This window comes from Streptomyces sp. BRA346 (genome assembly GCF_052851135.1).
Genome location: NZ_JAIWIH010000019.1, coordinates 150,020 through 165,284 on the forward strand (window position 1 = coordinate 150,020; position 15,265 = coordinate 165,284).

General features: G+C 73.1%; 12 protein-coding genes. 2 read left to right on the top strand and 10 right to left on the bottom strand.

Annotated elements, in window-relative coordinates:
• Positions 1-216 precede the first annotated feature (216 nt).
• The 4 genes from LCH29_RS22535 to nsdA all read right to left on the bottom strand — a co-directional run bounded on the left by LCH29_RS22535 (position 217) and on the right by nsdA (position 6,268).
• Complete coding sequence (locus LCH29_RS22535) at positions 217-2,745, bottom strand: [protein-PII] uridylyltransferase (protein ID WP_446463553.1); 2,529 nt, start codon at positions 2,743-2,745, stop codon at positions 217-219.
• A gap of 101 nt (positions 2,746-2,846) precedes the next feature.
• Positions 2,847-3,185, bottom strand: a complete 339-nt coding sequence (locus tag LCH29_RS22540; protein WP_009714745.1) for a P-II family nitrogen regulator — start codon at positions 3,183-3,185, stop codon at positions 2,847-2,849.
• Complete coding sequence (locus tag LCH29_RS22545; protein WP_446463554.1) at positions 3,182-4,558, bottom strand: ammonium transporter; 1,377 nt, start codon at positions 4,556-4,558, stop codon at positions 3,182-3,184. Before LCH29_RS22545 ends, LCH29_RS22540 begins: the two co-directional genes overlap by 4 nt.
• A 207-nt stretch (positions 4,559-4,765) precedes the next feature.
• Positions 4,766-6,268, bottom strand: coding sequence for a transcriptional repressor NsdA (gene nsdA / locus LCH29_RS22550; RefSeq protein WP_446463584.1), 1,503 nt, complete (start codon positions 6,266-6,268; stop codon positions 4,766-4,768).
• A gap of 443 nt (positions 6,269-6,711) precedes the next feature.
• Between nsdA and LCH29_RS22555 the strand changes: the two genes are divergently transcribed.
• A complete protein-coding gene (locus tag LCH29_RS22555; protein WP_446463555.1) occupies positions 6,712-7,383 on the top strand; it encodes a bifunctional DNA primase/polymerase in 672 nt (223 codons plus the stop codon).
• 91 nt (positions 7,384-7,474) lie between these two features.
• On the opposite strand, the gene ftsY is transcribed toward LCH29_RS22555, so the two are convergent.
• From ftsY to LCH29_RS22580, 5 genes are all read right to left on the bottom strand, one after another.
• Positions 7,475-8,701: a signal recognition particle-docking protein FtsY gene (gene ftsY, locus LCH29_RS22560; protein WP_446463556.1), complete on the bottom strand. Its 1,227-nt coding sequence runs from the start codon at positions 8,699-8,701 to the stop codon at positions 7,475-7,477.
• Positions 8,702-8,735: 34 nt separating this feature from the next.
• The gene (locus tag LCH29_RS22565; protein WP_446463557.1) at positions 8,736-9,404 is read right to left on the bottom strand and encodes a response regulator; all 669 of its coding nucleotides are present in this window, start codon (positions 9,402-9,404) and stop codon (positions 8,736-8,738) included.
• Positions 9,401-11,563 carry a sensor histidine kinase gene (locus LCH29_RS22570; protein ID WP_446463558.1) on the bottom strand — a complete coding sequence of 721 codons (2,163 nt, stop codon included), beginning with the start codon at positions 11,561-11,563 and terminating at the stop codon, positions 9,401-9,403. The genes LCH29_RS22565 and LCH29_RS22570 overlap by 4 nt, the downstream gene beginning before the upstream one ends.
• A 31-nt stretch (positions 11,564-11,594) precedes the next feature.
• Positions 11,595-11,870 (bottom strand): hypothetical protein, encoded by a 276-nt coding sequence (locus LCH29_RS22575; RefSeq protein ID WP_246097692.1) that lies wholly within the window; start codon positions 11,868-11,870, stop codon positions 11,595-11,597.
• Positions 11,871-11,999: 129 nt separating this feature from the next.
• On the bottom strand, positions 12,000-12,392 hold the full coding sequence (locus tag LCH29_RS22580; protein WP_446463559.1) for a hypothetical protein: 393 nt from the start codon (positions 12,390-12,392) through the stop codon (positions 12,000-12,002).
• A gap of 352 nt (positions 12,393-12,744) precedes the next feature.
• On the opposite strand from LCH29_RS22580, the gene LCH29_RS22585 reads away from it, so the two are divergent.
• Positions 12,745-13,731 carry an LLM class flavin-dependent oxidoreductase gene (locus LCH29_RS22585; RefSeq protein WP_446463560.1) on the top strand — a complete coding sequence of 329 codons (987 nt, stop codon included), beginning with the start codon at positions 12,745-12,747 and terminating at the stop codon, positions 13,729-13,731.
• A 45-nt stretch (positions 13,732-13,776) separates the two neighbouring features.
• Here LCH29_RS22585 and LCH29_RS22590 read toward each other — a convergent pair whose 3' ends face one another.
• Positions 13,777-15,195, bottom strand: coding sequence for a sugar porter family MFS transporter (locus tag LCH29_RS22590; protein WP_446463561.1), 1,419 nt, complete (start codon positions 15,193-15,195; stop codon positions 13,777-13,779).
• Positions 15,196-15,265 lie beyond the last annotated feature (70 nt).

Sequence of the window (15,265 nt, forward strand, 5' to 3'; positions counted from 1 at the left end):
AGGTAACGGTCTGCCCCCGGGCGTGCGCCACCCGGATATCCCCACCCCGCCCCCTCCCGAACCGGGGCTCCGCCCCCGGGCCCCCGCCGGGGCTCCGCCCCTGGACCCCGCTCCTCAAACTCCCCCAGCTACCGCTGGGAGGTGCCCCCTGGGGGCTGGGTGTGGGGCATCTCCGTCCCGGCCCCCGCTCCGGGGGCGCCGGAAGGGCGGGGGCGGTCAGCGCAGGGCTTGCTCCACCTCGCGGGCCACTTCCGCCGCGCGCATCGGGGCGAGGGGGGCTCCGGTGGGGTCCGTGACGTAGAACGCGTCGACCGCGTTCGCGCCCAGCGTGCTGACGTGGGCGCTGCGGACCGTGAGACCGGCGGCCTCCAGGGCGCGGCCGATGCGGTGGAGGAGGCCGGGGATGTCCTGGGCGCGGACCTCGATCACGGTGGCGAGCTGGGAGCTGCCGGGTGCCACCGTGACCCGCGGCGGCGGGGCGTGGACGCCTCGGCGGCGTGGGTACTTGCGGTAGGCGGCCTCGCGCTCGGCGAGGCGGGCGACGATGTCGAGCGAGCCGTCCAGCGCCCGGATCAGATCGTTCCGTAGCCGCGCGGCCTGCGGCAGCGATCCGTACTCGGCGGCCACGCGCCAGCTCAGCAGCAGGACGCCTTCGGGCTTGTCCGCGCCGTCCAGCTCCGACGGCAGCTCCACGGCGCGCAGATCGGCCGCGCGGACCGTGAGCCGGTGCAGGGCCAGCACTCCGGCGGCGGCGGCCAGGACTCCGGGCTGGTCGGGGACGGCGATGAGCAGCTCGACGCCGATCGGTTCCGGTTCCGTCGACGCGTCGCTCGCGGTCCCGGCGGTCTCGCCCGGCGGCAGCGCTTCCGACCGGGCGTGCAGGGCCAGCACCGGGCCGCCGGTGCGGCACGCCTCGATCGCGAGCCGTTCCTGTTCCGCCGTGATCTGCTGCGGGCTGTCCGGGTCCGCCGCGGGCTCCCCCGCGAGGACGGCGGCGACCCGCTTGACCAGGTCGGCGACGAGCGCGCCGCGCCAGGCGCTCCACGCCGCGGGCCCGGTGGCCAGCGCGTCGGCCTCGGTGAGGGCGTGCAGCAGTTCCAGGGTGGCGGGGCTGTGGACCGCCTCGGCGACCGAGCGCACGGTGGCCGGGTCGTCCAGGTCGCGGCGGGTGGCCGTCTCGACGAGCAGCAGATGGTGGCGTACGAGGGTGGCGAGGACGGACACATCCGCGCGGTCGAAGCCGATCCGGGTGGCCACGTCCCGGACGATCGTCTCCCCCACCACCGAGTGGTCGCCGGGCCAGCCCTTGCCGATGTCGTGCAGCAGCGCGGCGACCAGCAGCAGGTCGGGGCGGCCGACGCGGCGGCTGAGCGCGCTGGCGCGGACCGCGGTCTCGACGAGATGGCGGTCGACGGTCCAGCGGTGCACGGGGTTGCGCTGCGGGCGGCAGCGCACCCGCTCCCAGTCCGGCAGCAGCCGGGTGATCACGCCCTCGGCCTCCAGCGCCTCCCAGACCCCGACGGTGGACTCGCCCGCGCCCAGCAGGGTGACGAGTTCCTCCCGGGCCTCGGGCGGCCAGGGCACCGGCAGCGGGCGCGCGGCGGCGGCCAGCCGCCGTACGGCGTGCAGCGAGAGCGGAAGCCCGGCCTGGGCGGCGGCCGCGGCGGCCCGCAGGGGGAGCACGGGGTCGCGCTCGGGGCGCGCGGCGCGGGCGAGCACCACCTCGCCGTCCTGTTCGACGACGCCCTCGGCGAGCGGGCTGCGCTCGGCCGGGGTCTGCGCGGAGCCGGAGCCCCCGCGGCCGCCGAGCAGTCCGCGCAGCCGCGGCCGGCTCGCCGAGCGGGAGCGCAGCACCCGGTCGACCTCGCGCCAGGTGACATCGCTCGCGTAACTGATGGTCCGGGCCGACTCGTAGACCTGGCGCAGCAGGGCGTCGGCGTCCAGCAGGTCGAGCGCGGCCGCGATCTGGTCCTGTTCCTGGAGGGAGAGCCGGTCGGTGGCCCGGCCGGTGGCGAGGTGGAGCGCGTCGCGGGTGTCCAGCAGCCGGCGCCGGGCCTCGTCCAGGCCCTCGCGGGGCGCGTCGGCGAGCCAGGAGGCGGCGATGGCGCGCAGCGCGGTGGCGTCGCGCAGCCCGCCGCGGGCCTCCTTCAGGTCGGGTTCGAGCAGGAACTGGAGCTCGCCGTGGCGCTCGCCGCGCTCCTGGCACAGCTCGCGCAGTTCGGGGAGCCGCTTCGGGGCCTGGGCGCGCCAGTCGGCGAGGACGGTGGTGCGCAGGCCCGCGGTGAGGGAGGCATCTCCCGCGAGATGGCGGGCGTCCAGCAGGCCGAGCTGGACCTTCAGGTCCTCGGCGGCGGTCTTGCGGGCCTCGTCGGGGGTGCGTACGGAGTGGTCGAGGGCCAGCCCCATGTCCCAGACGGGGTACCAGACGTGGTCGGCGAGCGCGGCGAGGGCCGAGGAGTCGGCGGAGCCGTCGTGCAGCAGGACGACGTCGAGGTCGCTGCGCGGGGAGAGTTCGCCGCGGCCGTATCCGCCGACCGCGACCAGCGCCACGCCGCCGCCGATCCCGGAGGTCCCGGCGCCGCCGCCGAGCAGCGCGGCCAGCCACTGGTCGGTGAGTCCGGCCAGCGCGCTACGGCGCGGCGGCCCGGACCGCGACTCCTCCTGGAGGAGTCGCAGCCGGGCCGCCGCGTAGCCGCCGGGGCTCGAGTCGGTGGTCTCTGTCGTTGCCTCGACGCGTTCCGTCAACTCGGCTGCTCCCTGTCAGCTCGGGGTACGGGCATGGGACGCGGCTTGTTTGGGGGCTCGGTTCGCCTCCGGGGCGCGAAAGCCCCTTCGGCTCACTCGCCTCACAAGGCGTCCGGGCCCCGTTCGCCGGTCCGGACCCGGACCGCGGTGTCGACGGGGACGCTCCACACCTTGCCGTCCCCGATCTTTCCGGTGCGGGCGGCCTTGACGACGACGTCGACGAGGTCGTCGGCGTCCTCGTCCTCGGCCAGCACCTCGATGCGGACCTTGGGCACCAGGTCGACGGTGTACTCCGCGCCCCGGTAGACCTCGGTGTGGCCGCGCTGGCGCCCGTAGCCGCTGGCCTCGGTGACGGTCAGGCCCTGCACGCCGAACGCCTGGAGGGCTTCCTTGATCTCGTCGAGCCGGTGCGGCTTCACAACTGCCGTGATGAGCTTCACGCGTCCACCTTCTTCGGGTCCGTCTTCGCGTCCTTCTTCTTCGCCTCGCCGCCCGGGTGCGCGGCCGACTGGAGGCTGCCGAGGGACGTGCCGCCGCCCGCACCCGCGAAGTCGTACGCCGTCTCGGCGTGCTCGACCTGGTCGATCCCGGCGACCTCGTCGTCCTCGTCCACCCGGAAGCCCATCACCAGGTCGACGACCTTGGCCAGGATCGCGGAGACGATCAGGGAGTAGGCGAGGACCGCGAAGGCACCGGCGGCCTGCTTGCCGAGCTGTTCGAGCCCGCCGCCGTAGAAGAGGCCCTTGGCATCGCTCTGCACCTTGCCGGTGGCGAAGAGGCCGATGAGCAGCGAGCCGATGAGGCCGCCGACCATGTGGACGCCGACGACGTCGAGCGAGTCGTCGTAGCCGAACTTGTACTTCAGGCCGACCGCCATGGCGCAGACGACACCGGCGATGACGCCGATCGCGATCGCGCCGAGCGGGCTGACCGCACCACAGGCGGGGGTGATCGCGACGAGTCCGGAGACGGCACCCGAGGCGGCGCCCAGGGTGGTGAAGGAGCCGTGCCGGATCTTCTCGTACGCGAGCCAGCCGAGCATCGCGGAGGCGGTGGCGACCTGGGTGTTGGTGAAGGCGGCCGCGGTGACGCCGTCGGCGCCGAGCCAGGAGCCGCCGTTGAAGCCGAACCAGCCGAACCACAGCAGACCGGAGCCGAGCATGACCAGCGGCAGGCTGTGCGGCCGCATCGGGTCCTTCTTGAAGCCGACCCGCTTGCCGATGACGAGGATCACGCCGAGCGCGGCGGCACCGGCGTTGATGTGGACGGCCGTACCACCGGCGAAGTCGATCACGCCGAGCTTGAACGCCCAGCCGTCGGCGGCCCACACCCAGTGCGCGACCGGGAAGTAGACGACCGTCGCCCACAGGGCGATGAACAGCGCCCAGGCGGTGAACTTGACGCGGTCCGCGAGGGCACCGCTGATCAGCGCCGGGGTGATGATCGCGAACATCATCTGGAACAGGGCGAAGACATAGATGGGAATGGTGTAGCCGGGCCACAGCTCGGTCAGCCCGATGTTGTGCATGCCCACCCAGTCAAAGCCGCCGAACAGGTCATTCCCCTTGTCGAAGGCGACGCTGAAGCCGAAGAGGACCCACAGAACGGTGACGATGCCGATGCTGATGAAGCTCATCATCAGCATGTTCAGCACGCTTTTGACGCGGACCATGCCGCCGTAGAAGAAGGCAAGGCCGGGCGTCATGATCAGGACCAGCGCGGCACACAGCAACATGAACCCGGTGTTGGCCGCGCTGAGTGCGTCATCGGGCGTGATCTTGTCCGCGGCAAGCATCGTGATGCCCACTGGCATCGGCGTCTCCTCGCTGTCGAAACGGCCCGGGCTGGCAATAAACAAAAGGGCCGGTATTCGCCACGAGATTGACGCAGTGCCGTTTCAGTCGATGCCGCCCGATGTTTCGTGGCAGTGACGAACAGCGCGAGCGTGTTACGCGCGGATGAATTGACGGTACGGGGTCCTTCCGCTCCGTTACCGTGCCGCAACCCTCTCCGGGCCGCCTCAGACGGCCCGCGGGGCGCCCCCCTCGTCGGGGGAGTCGGGCAGCATGGCGACGAGCTTGTCGCTCAGCTCGGCGACCTCGGGCACGTCCCCGAAGTGCCGCACCGCGGTGTCCACGGTCTTGCGGAGGCGGTTGTTCACCCGCTCCGAGCGGATCCGCTGGGCGAGCGGCAGCGCCTTCCCGGCGACCTCCGCGCACTGCTCGGGCTGCTTCTGGAGGAGGTGGACGGTGGCCATGCCGATCAGGTTGAGCGCATACGAACGCTGGTGCCCGCCCTCACCCCCGGCGGTCTCCTCGCTAAAGAGGCGCACGGCGTTGCGCATGACGGGGTCGGCGAGCTGGGCGTAGGTGGGGCTGCGGCCCGCGACATAGGCGAGGTCGCGGTAGGAGTGGGCGTTCTCCGCGTTCAGCTCGGCCTCGGAGAAGAAGCCGATCCAGTTCGGGTCGCCGTCGCCCGCGGCGCAGTCGGCGAAGGTGTCCTCGGCCATCTTGACCGCGCGGTGGCACTTGCCGGGCTGGCCCATGTTGGCGTAGGCGCGGCCCTCCATCGCATACAGCATGGCCTGGGTGCGCGGGGTGGCGCTCTCCCGGCTGCCGTACTGCGCGAGGTGGATCAGCTCCAGCGCGTCGTCGGGCCGCCCGACGTGGATCATCTGGCGGCTCATGCTGGAGAGGATGTACGAGCCGAGGGGCCGGTCGCCGGACTCCTTGGCCGCGTGCAGCGCGAGGACGAAGTACTTCTGGGCGGTCGGCTGGAGCCCGATGTCGTAGCTCATCCACCCGGCCAGCTCGGCCAGCTCCCCCGCGACCTTGAACAGCCGCTTGGACACCGCCTCGGTGTGCGACTCCTGGAGCAGGTCGGTGACCTCGTGCAGCTGGCCGACCACCGCCTTGCGGCGCAGCCCGCCGCCGCACTGGGCGTCCCAGGCGCGGAACATCGTGATGGTGGACTCCAGCAGCTCCAGCTCCGGCTCGGAGAGCCGGGAGATGCGCCGTGAGCGGCCGCTGTCCGCGGCGCGCGCGCCGCCGGGCGCCCCGCTCGGCGAGGGCACCAGCCAGCGCTGCATCGGCTCGACGAGGGCGGGGCCCGCGGAGAGGGCGAGCGAGGTGCCGAGGAAGCCGCGCCGGGCGAGCATGAGGTCGCTGCGGGAGAACTCGCCGATCAGCGCGACGGTCTCGGGACCCGCCCAGGGAAGATCCACTCCCGATACGGACGGTGACCGGTGGGCGGGGCGCAGCCCCAGGTCCTCGATGCCGACCACACAGCCGAAGCGCTCGGAGAACAGCTCGGAGAGGATCTGCGGGATCGGCTCGCGCGGCTGCTCCCCGTCCAGCCAGCGGCGCACCCGCGAGGTGTCCGTGCTGATGTGATGGGCGCCTAACTGGCGCGCCCTGCGGTTGACTTGGCGGGCCAGCTCGCCCTTCGACCAGCCGCTGCGCACAAACCACGATCCCAGCTGTGCGTTGGGTCGCTTGTCAGCACCGCCGCCGCTGTCGCCCACCGGAACGCCCCCATCCCACGAATCTTCCCGGACCGCCACCAGAATGCCTTCTGTCACGGTCAGTTGTCCCCGCGATACGGCGCATCAACCGTCTGCCGCGGGAACCGGCCCTTGCCAGTGGCAAGTACCGGACCGCGACCGGGCGAGCGCTCGCAACCGGGGATCGTGCACCGAAAGTAATCCTACGATCACGCTCCTTGCGAGGTGGATCGGGAAAACGCCACCATTCGCCACCCCTTCGAATGAACCCCATCGCCGATTCACACGATTCACTTGACACGGAGCGACCGGAAGAACGCGAAGAGGTGCACAGCGGGGCGCATGCGCCGTTCCGCGCCACCCGTTACACCGCGACACACCACCTGCCGCACCACATCGGCGACGGAGCGTCATCGGCGTGCTCCGGCTCGTAACCATCGAGAGCGCGACCCGTTGGAGGGGGCATGGGCTTCACGATCGGCGGCATCCGGGAGATGCGGTCCGGCTCACGGCGCCGCGGCCGCACGTCCGAGTCCACCACGGTGGCGGAGTACACCGGGCTGTGGGGCTGGGACGTGGTGCCGGGCGCCCGGGCCACGCGCGGCACGGGCGGCAGCAGAAACGAATGCTCCTGCGGCGCTGCCGACTGCCCCGCCCCCGGCGCCCATCCGCTCGGCTTCGGCCCCGGAGTGCCCGCGGGCGCCACGCTCGACGCCGCCGCGGCGGCGTGGGAGGAGGTCCCGGGCGCGGCCGTCCTGCTGCCCGTGGGCCGGTCGTTCGACGTGCTGGAGGTGGCCGAGTACGCGGGGCGGCACGCCCTGGTGCGGCTGGAGCGGATGGGCCTGCCGCTCGGCCCGGTGGCCGTCACCCCGCACGGGCGCGCCCAGTTCTTCGTCGCGCCGGGGGCCTGCGCCGAACTCCCCGAGCTGCTCTACCGCATGGGCTGGGACGACGCCGACCTCGATCTGCGCTGTCTCGGCAAGGGCGACCACATCACCGCGCCGCCCTCCGACCTCGGGGGCTTGGGGCCGGTGCGCTGGCTGCGCCCGCCGACCCTCGACACCGCGGGGCAGCCGCCGCACGCCCGGCTGGTGCTGGGCACCCTCGCCTACGCGAGCCACCGGGCCGGGGCCTGACGCTCCCGCGACGCCTCGCCGAAACGCCGGACGGGCTCGAATCGTCCATCGATTCAAGCCCGTCCGGCGATGAGGGAAGGGACTGACCGGATCAGTCGCCGATCAGCGCGTCGACGAACGCCTCCGGCTCGAACGGCGCCAGGTCGTCCGCGCCCTCGCCCAGCCCGATCAGCTTGACCGGTACGCCCAGTTCGCGCTGGACCGCGACCACGATGCCGCCCTTGGCGGTGCCGTCCAGCTTGGTGAGCACGATGCCGGTGATGTCGACCACCTCGCGGAAGACCCGCGCCTGCACCAGGCCGTTCTGCCCGGTGGTGGCGTCGAGCACGAGCAGCACCTCGTCCACCGTGCCGTGCTTCTCCACGACCCGCTTGACCTTGCCCAGCTCGTCCATCAGACCGGTCTTGGTGTGCAGCCGCCCGGCGGTGTCGATGAGCACGGCGTCCGCGGACTCGGCGATGCCCTCCTTCACCGCGTCGAAGCCGACCGACGCCGGGTCGCCGCCCTCGGGGCCGCGGACCGTACGGGCGCCGACCCGCTCGCCCCAGGTCTGGAGCTGATCGGCGGCGGCCGCCCGGAAGGTGTCCGCCGCGCCCAGCACGACCGACTTGCCGTCGGCCACCAGGACCCGGGCGAGCTTGCCGGTGGTGGTGGTCTTGCCGGTGCCGTTGACCCCGACGACCATGACGACGCCCGGCTTCTCCTCGCCGTTCGCCCCCACCCCGCCCTCGGTGTGCACGGTGCGGTCGGCCTCGGTGCCGACGAGGTGCAGCAGCTCCTCGCGCAGCAGCCCCCGCAGCTCCTCGGGGGTACGGGTGCCGAGCACCTTGACGCGCTCGCGCAGCCGCTCGACCAGCTCCTGGGTCGGCGCGACGCCGACGTCGGCGGTCAGCAGCGTGTCCTCGATCTCCTCCCACGTGTCGTCGTCGAGGTGTTCACGGGACAGCAGCGTCAGCAGCCCCTTGCCCAGGGTGGTCTGGGACCGGGACAGCCGGGCGCGCAGCCGGACCAGACGGCCGGCGGTCGGTTCGGGAACCTCGACCGGCGGGACCTCCGGCACGGCGGGGGCGGCGGCCTCCGCGGGCGCGGCCGGTGCCTCGGTGCCGGGCAGGTCCACCTCTTCGATGGTTCTGCGCGGCTCCTCGCTCGGGGTTTCGGCCTCCTCGCCGACGTGCGGTTCGGCGGGCGGCGCGGTGACGGACGGGCTGCTCGGCGGTGTCGGGGGCAGCTGCTTCTTCTTGCGGCTGCTGATCACAAGCCCGCTGATCGCGCCGAGCGCGACCACAGCGATGACTACAGCAAGGATGACGAATTCCATAACCCACCCAGTATCAGACACATGGCGGAGGGAGTCATTCGCCTCCGAGTCCGGCCTCGCGGGCCCGGACGATCGCCTGCGCCCGGTCGTGCACCTGGAGCTTGGCGAAGATCGAGCCGACGTGGTTGCGCACGGTCTTGTCGGTGACCACCAGCCGCTGGGCGATCTGGCGGTAGCCGAGCCCGCCCGCGAGCAGGTCCAGCACCTCCCGTTCGCGCGCGGTGAGGGTCGGGAACGCCTCCTTGGCCGACGCCGCGCCGGAGGCGCCCAGCAGCACCCCGAGCCGCTCCGCCATGCGCGGGCTGAAGACGGCGCCGCCGCGCGCCACGGTGTGCAGGGCGCGCAGGATCTCGTCCCGGCCCGCGCCCTTGAGGAGGTAGCCGCGGGCCCCGGCGCGCACGGCGGCCAGCAGGCTGTCGTCGTCCTCGGACATCGTCATGACCATCACCCGCGCCCCGGGGCGGGCGCACAGGATCCGCCGGGTGGCCTCCAGACCGGACCGGCCGGGCAGCCCGAGGTCCATGACCACCAGATCGGGTGCGGCGCGCCCGGCCTCGGCGACCGCCTCGTCCGCGCAGGCCGCCTGGCCGACGACGGTGAAGGCGTCGTCCAGGTTGAGGGCGGCGGCCAGGCCTTCGCGGAAGAGGGGATGGTCGTCGACGAGCAGCACGCGCCACTGCGCGGTGCCCACCGGCGCCGTCACGGGGCGGGCGTCCTCTCCCTGGGCTTGTCCCCGGACTTGTCCCGGGCCTTGTCCCGGGGCTTGTCCCGGGGCTTGGCCTCGGTGATGAGCGTCGTACAGGACCGGCATCCGGTGTGCTCCAGGTGTTCTTCGGGGTCGTCGTTCTCCCCGGGGCCGGTGAGCGGCAGCACCGCGTGCACCACGGTGCCGGTCGCGGAGCCGGTGACCGAGCAGGAGCCGCCGATCTCCTCGGCCCGCTCCCGGACCGAGGCCAGCCCGACGCCGCGCACCGCGGTCTCCGGCAGTCCGCTGCCGTCGTCGGTGATCGTGATGTCGAGGGTGCCGAGGGTGTCGGGGTCGGTGGCCAGTTCGACCCGGACCTGGCGGGCCCGGGCGTGTCGTACGGCGTTGGTGAGCGACTCGGCCGCGATCCGGTACGCCGCGGTCTCGACGCCCGGCGACAGCGGGGGCAGGACGGCGGGGCGGCTCGCCACGCTCACCCGCAGCCCGTCCACGCCCAGCCGCCGCGCCAGGTCCCGCACCGCACCGGCGAGACCGCGCTCGGCGAGGGCGGCCGGGGCGAGCCCCGCGGTGATGCGGCGCACCTCGACCAGGGCCTCGGCGAGCGTTTCCGCGGCCTCGGAGAGCTGGACGCAGGCCGGGTGGCCGGGCGGGCAGGAGGTCTGGGCGATGTCCAGGCGCAGCCGCACGGCGGCGAGTTGGGGTCCGAGGCCGTCGTGGATCTCCCGGCGCAGCCGTCGCCGCTCCTGTTCGCGGGCGAGCACCAGCCGCTCGCGGGCGGCCTGCGCCTCCTCGGCCAGCCGTAGCGCGGCGAGCGCGGGGGCGGCCTGGTCGGCGAGGAGGGACAGCAGCCCGCTGTCGCGCTCGGCGGGGGTGCCGGAGGCGTCGCGGGAGACCTCGAGGCGGCCGACGGTGCGGCCGTGGTGGCGCAGCGGATAGGTCTGCACGCGGCCGGTGAGTGGCGCCCCGGCGTCGGCCAGCCGCCGGGGCCCGGCCCGGGTGTCGACGCTGACGGCCGCGCCGGAGACGCCGAGGTCCTCCACGGCGCTGCGGCAGATCTGCTGGGGCACCTCGCCCGGGTGCGGGGCCTGCTGGAGGCGTACGGCCAGGGCGCTGACGGCTTCGTGCGGCCGGGCCCGGGGCCCGTAGAAGGCGCGCTCGACGCGGAGGGTGAGCCAGCGGGCGGACGGCCGCAGGGCCCAGCCCAGCAGCAGGGCGCCGCCGACGGCGGTGACGGTGGTCCCGTTGCGTACGGAAGGGAGCCCGGCCTGTACGGCGACGGCGGCGCAGACGACGACGGCCGCGAGCGAGGTGAGGACGAAGGCGCGGGCGAGCCGGTGGCTGGTGGAGCGGTCGAGCCGCCAGATGCCGGTGCGGGCGACGCCCAGGCAGATGGCGGCCGCCCAGACCGCGCTGCCGAGGGTGCGGGCCGCGATGGTGGGCATGCCCTCGCCCCACTCCGACAGCAGGAGGGAGACGCAGGCCGGGTACGCGGCGGCCAGCAGGGCCCAGTCGCGCCGCTCGGCGCCGCCGGAGACGGCGGCGCGGCAGCACAGGGAGGCCGTGACGGCGAGCGCCACGGTGCGCAGCACCCAGGGCTCCGCCTCGCCGTAGGTGGCGAGGTGGTCGAAGGCCCATTGGCCGCCGGTGGTGTGGAAGGCGGGGTTGGTGACGGCGCCGACGCGCGGCTCGCTGATCAGCCACAGCGCGGCGTATCCGAGCCAGTAGGCGGAGGCGGCGGCGCTCATGACCCACCAGTGCCAGCGCCGCTTGGCGCCGCGGGGGAAGAGCCACAGCGGCAGCAGCAGGACGGTCAGGGGGCGGCAGACCATGCCGGCCACCGCGAGCAGCAGCGACACGGCGGCGCCTGCCGGTCCGAGCCCGGCGGGGCCCAGCAGGTCGGCGACGGCGGAGGGCAGCAGCCACAGGGCGCCCGCCACCAGCAGCACTCCGCCGTAGCGCCGGGCGGACCGCTCGGCGAGCAGCAGGACGCCGACGCCGAGCACCGGGACGCCCACGGCCACCGAGGTGAGGGCCGCGGTGCCGCGCAGGCGGGTGGAGGACAGGGCGAGCCACTGGTCGTTGACGCGCAGCAGACCGGCGAGCCAGCCGGCCAGCACCACGACGAACAGCGCCGATACCCCGCCCGCGGCCTGCACGGCACGGTCTTTCGGAAGGGCGTGCCGCATGTCAGCCGGCGGTCGGCCCGGCGAGCCGGGCGCCGCTGCCCCGGACCCACAGCGTGACGTAGTTGGCGCTGCGGCCGGGGCGGCACTTGTATTCGTCCCACTTGTTCTTCTCCACCCCGGCCTCCCCGGCCTTCCGGCAGGCGCCTTGGGTGTCGAAGTGTCCTTCCTCGCGCCAGCCGCCTCCGGACGCGGTGGCGGGCGAGGCTCCGGCGGTCCACATGACGGTTCCCGCGAGCAGGCCGAGCGCCGTGGTGGCGCGGATTCGGGAAAGTCGCATCTTCAACCTCCTGGTACTCGCCCGTGCCTTACCCCGCCTCACGGCTGTGAAGTGCGCCGACGCCATGCCCCACCCGAACCGGTGACCCGCCCGCACCCGCGTTCCGGTGGCGCGTTCACCCTTTCCGGTTCACCACACCTGGAAGAGGATCGCGATGGCGATCGACTCGGCCTCGTCGTACGGGATTCCGAAGCGCATCAGGGTGAGCATGACGGGCTGGGCGGCCCAGATGTCCAGCGTGTCGAGGTAGTTGGCGAGGCGGTGGGCGTAGCGGCGCACCATGGCGGTCTCGCGCGGGGTGAGCCGCCCGAGCACCTTGGCGAGGAGGTCGCCGCCGTGGCGCAGCGCGGTGACCATCAGCCGCTGGCGGATGCGCTGCGCTTCGGCGGGGGTGAGTCCGCCCGCGAAGAGCGCGTCCTTCGCGGCCTCCAGTTCCCGGGTGTCGCCCGCAGTGAGCCGGACCCGGCCGACCAGGTCGTCGATGTCGGATGTGGTGATGAGCGTTTCCCCCGTGGTGATCATGCGGCCCCTCCTCAGGTGGCTGTGCGGTTCCGGGCCCTTTGCTCGTCGGTTCGCCGCAGGGGCGCTTCAGCCTCCCCCCGGCTACCGCCGGGAGGTGCCCCCGGTCGACGGTCGACCGTGCTCGGCCCTTCGTTTCTCAAGGCCTGCGCGCGCTCTCCCTTTCGACAGCGTTTCGCGCCCCTGCGGCTCACTGCCCGCCGGGCCCAGGATGACGATCCCCCGCCCCGCGTCCCAGGCGCATGAGTCATCCGTCCCGGCTCCGCCCGGTACCGCACGGTGGCCATTTGACGCACCGTCAGCTACGGTCCGGTGGCCCGCTCACGCCCGCCCGCGACGAAGGGGACCCTCCGCCATGGCCGTCACGGTCGTACGCCTCAACCTCGTCGATCCCGCCGCCACTCCGCGTGTCCTGGCCGAGCGGTACCGCGCCGCCGTCGAGATGGCCGCCTACGCCGACGAACGGGGCATCTCCACCGTCCAGACCGAGGAGCACCACGGCGCCGCGAACGGCTGGCTGCCCGCGCCGCTGGTCTTCGCGGGCACGGTGCTCGGCGCCACCCGCCGGATCACGGTGACCGTCTCCGCCCTGATCACGCCGCTGTACGACCCGCTGCGGCTGGCCGAGGACATCGCGGTGCTCGACCTGGCCAGTGGCGGACGCCTGGTCACGGTGGCCGGGATCGGCTACCGGCCCGAGGAGTACGCGGCGCTCGGCAAGGACTGGCAGGGGCGCGGCGCGCTCCAGGACGAGGCGCTGGAGACGCTGCTCGCGGCGTGGACGGGCGAGCCGTTCGCGTACCGGGGCCGTACGGTGCGGGTCACCCCGCGCCCGTACACCCAGCCGCATCCGCTGCTGCTGGTCGGCGGCAGCTCGAAGGCCGCGGCCCGCCGCGCGGCCCGGCTGGGTCTGCCGTTCTTCCCGAGTGCTCATCTGCCGGAGCTGGAGGGCTACTACCACGCGCGGCGGCTGGAGTACGGCACCGAGGGCTGGTGTCTGATGCCCCCGGCGGTCACCCCGCTGCTGCACATCGCCGAGGACCCGGACCGGGCCTGGGCGCTGTACGGGACGCATCTGCTGCACGAGGCGCGCACCTACGCGTCCTGGCAGTCGGGCGCGGTGCGCTCGGCGGTCCGCTCGCACGCCGCGGACGCCGGGGCGCTGCGCCGCGAGGGCGTCTACCGGATCGTCACGCCCGAGGAGTGCGTGGCGTACGCACACCAGGGCGGCGAGCAGGCGAGCCTGGTGCTGCATCCGCTGTGCGGCGGGATGCCGGTCGAGGAGGGCTGGCGCAGTCTGCGGCTGTTCGCGGAACGAGTGCTGCCCCGCCTCAAGGAATGAGGCGGGGCAGTTCTCGTGGAGTGAGGAGTGGGCGGCGGGGGGGGGTTAGCCCATCTCCTCCAACGCCTTGCCCTTGGTCTCCGGCACCCACTTGAGGATGAACGGGATCGAGAGCAGGGCGAAGGCCGTGTACAGGATGTAGGTCCCGGACAGGTTCCAGTCCGACAGGCTCGGGAAGCTGGCGGTGATGGCCCAGTTGGCGATCCACTGGGCGGAGGCGGCGACGCCCAGGGCGGCGGCGCGGATCTTGTTCGGGAACATCTCGCCGAGCAGCACCCAGACCACCACGCCCCAGGAGAGCGCGAAGAAGAGCACGAAGACGTGGGCCGCGACCAGCGCCACGACGCCCTCGGTGTGCGGAAGCTTGCCGTCCACCAGGTTCGCGGAGAACGCCCAGGCCACCAGCGCGAGCGAGACCGCCATACCGATGGAGCCGATGAGCGCGAGCGGCTTACGGCCGATCTTGTCGACGAAGACCATCGCGATCACGGTGCCGAGGATGTTGATGATCGACGTGGTGAAGGAGTAGAAGAACGAGCTGCTCGGGTCGACGCCGACGGACTGCCACAGCGTCGAGGAGTAGTAGAAGGCCACGTTGATGCCGACCAACTGCTGGAAGACCGAGAGACCGACGCCGATCCAGACGACCGGCAGCAGCCCGAACCGGCCGCCGAGCAGGTCCTTGAAGGTGGACTTGTGCTCGCTGCGCATCGCCTGCTCGATCTCGTCCGCCCGGACGTCCAGGTCGACGGTCTTGCCCTCGACCTCCCTCAGGACCTCCTTGGCCCGGTCGACCCGGCCGACCGAGATCAGGTAGCGGGGGGACTCGGGGATGGCGAAGGACAGCAGCCCGTACAGGACGGCCGGGATGACCATGACCCCGAGCATCCACTGCCATGCCTCGAGACCGGCGATCTTGCCGCGCTGGTCGCCGTCGGCGAGGTTGAGGATGGCGTAGTTGACGAGCTGGGAGACGGCGATACCGATGACGATCGCGGCCTGCTGGAAGGACGCGAGCCGGCCGCGGTACGCGGGCGGGGCGACCTCGGCGATGTAGGCCGGGCCGATCACGGACGCCATGCCGATGCCGATGCCGCCGAGCACCCGCCACATGGCCAGGTCCCACAGGGCGAAGGGCAGGGCCGAGCCGACCGCGGAGACGGTGAACAGCACGGCGGCGATCTGCATGACGCGGATCCGGCCGATCCGGTCGGCTATCCGGCCCGCGGTGGCCGCGCCGATCGCCGAACCGATCAGCGCGATGGCGACGACCTGGGCGAGGGCTGCGGACCCGATGTCGTACCGGCCGCGGATGGCTTCGACCGCTCCGTTGATCACCGAGCTGTCGTAGCCGAAGAGAAAGCCGCCCATTGCGGCGGCCGCGGTGATGAAGATGACGTGGCCGAGATGGTCCGGCTTGGCCTTACGGCCTTCGGACCGCTGTGCCTGCACGGTGGTGGTCAACGTGAACTCCTGTGGCCCGCCCGGCAACGCTGCCGGACGTGGGTGGGGCAGACCCTTCCGGTGGAGGCGG

Excerpts from the sequence above, each read along its gene's own strand:
- LCH29_RS22545 (WP_446463554.1), bottom strand. The coding sequence starts at position 4,558 with ATGCCAGTGGGCATCACGATGCTTGCCGCGGACAAGATCACGCCCGAT.
- LCH29_RS22555 (WP_446463555.1), top strand. The coding sequence starts at position 6,712 with ATGGGCTTCACGATCGGCGGCATCCGGGAGATGCGGTCCGGCTCACGG.
- ftsY (WP_446463556.1), bottom strand. The coding sequence starts at position 8,701 with ATGGAATTCGTCATCCTTGCTGTAGTCATCGCTGTGGTCGCGCTCGGC.
- LCH29_RS22575 (WP_246097692.1), bottom strand. The coding sequence starts at position 11,870 with ATGCGACTTTCCCGAATCCGCGCCACCACGGCGCTCGGCCTGCTCGCG.
- LCH29_RS22580 (WP_446463559.1), bottom strand. The coding sequence starts at position 12,392 with ATGATCACCACGGGGGAAACGCTCATCACCACATCCGACATCGACGAC.
- LCH29_RS22585 (WP_446463560.1), top strand. The coding sequence starts at position 12,745 with ATGGCCGTCACGGTCGTACGCCTCAACCTCGTCGATCCCGCCGCCACT.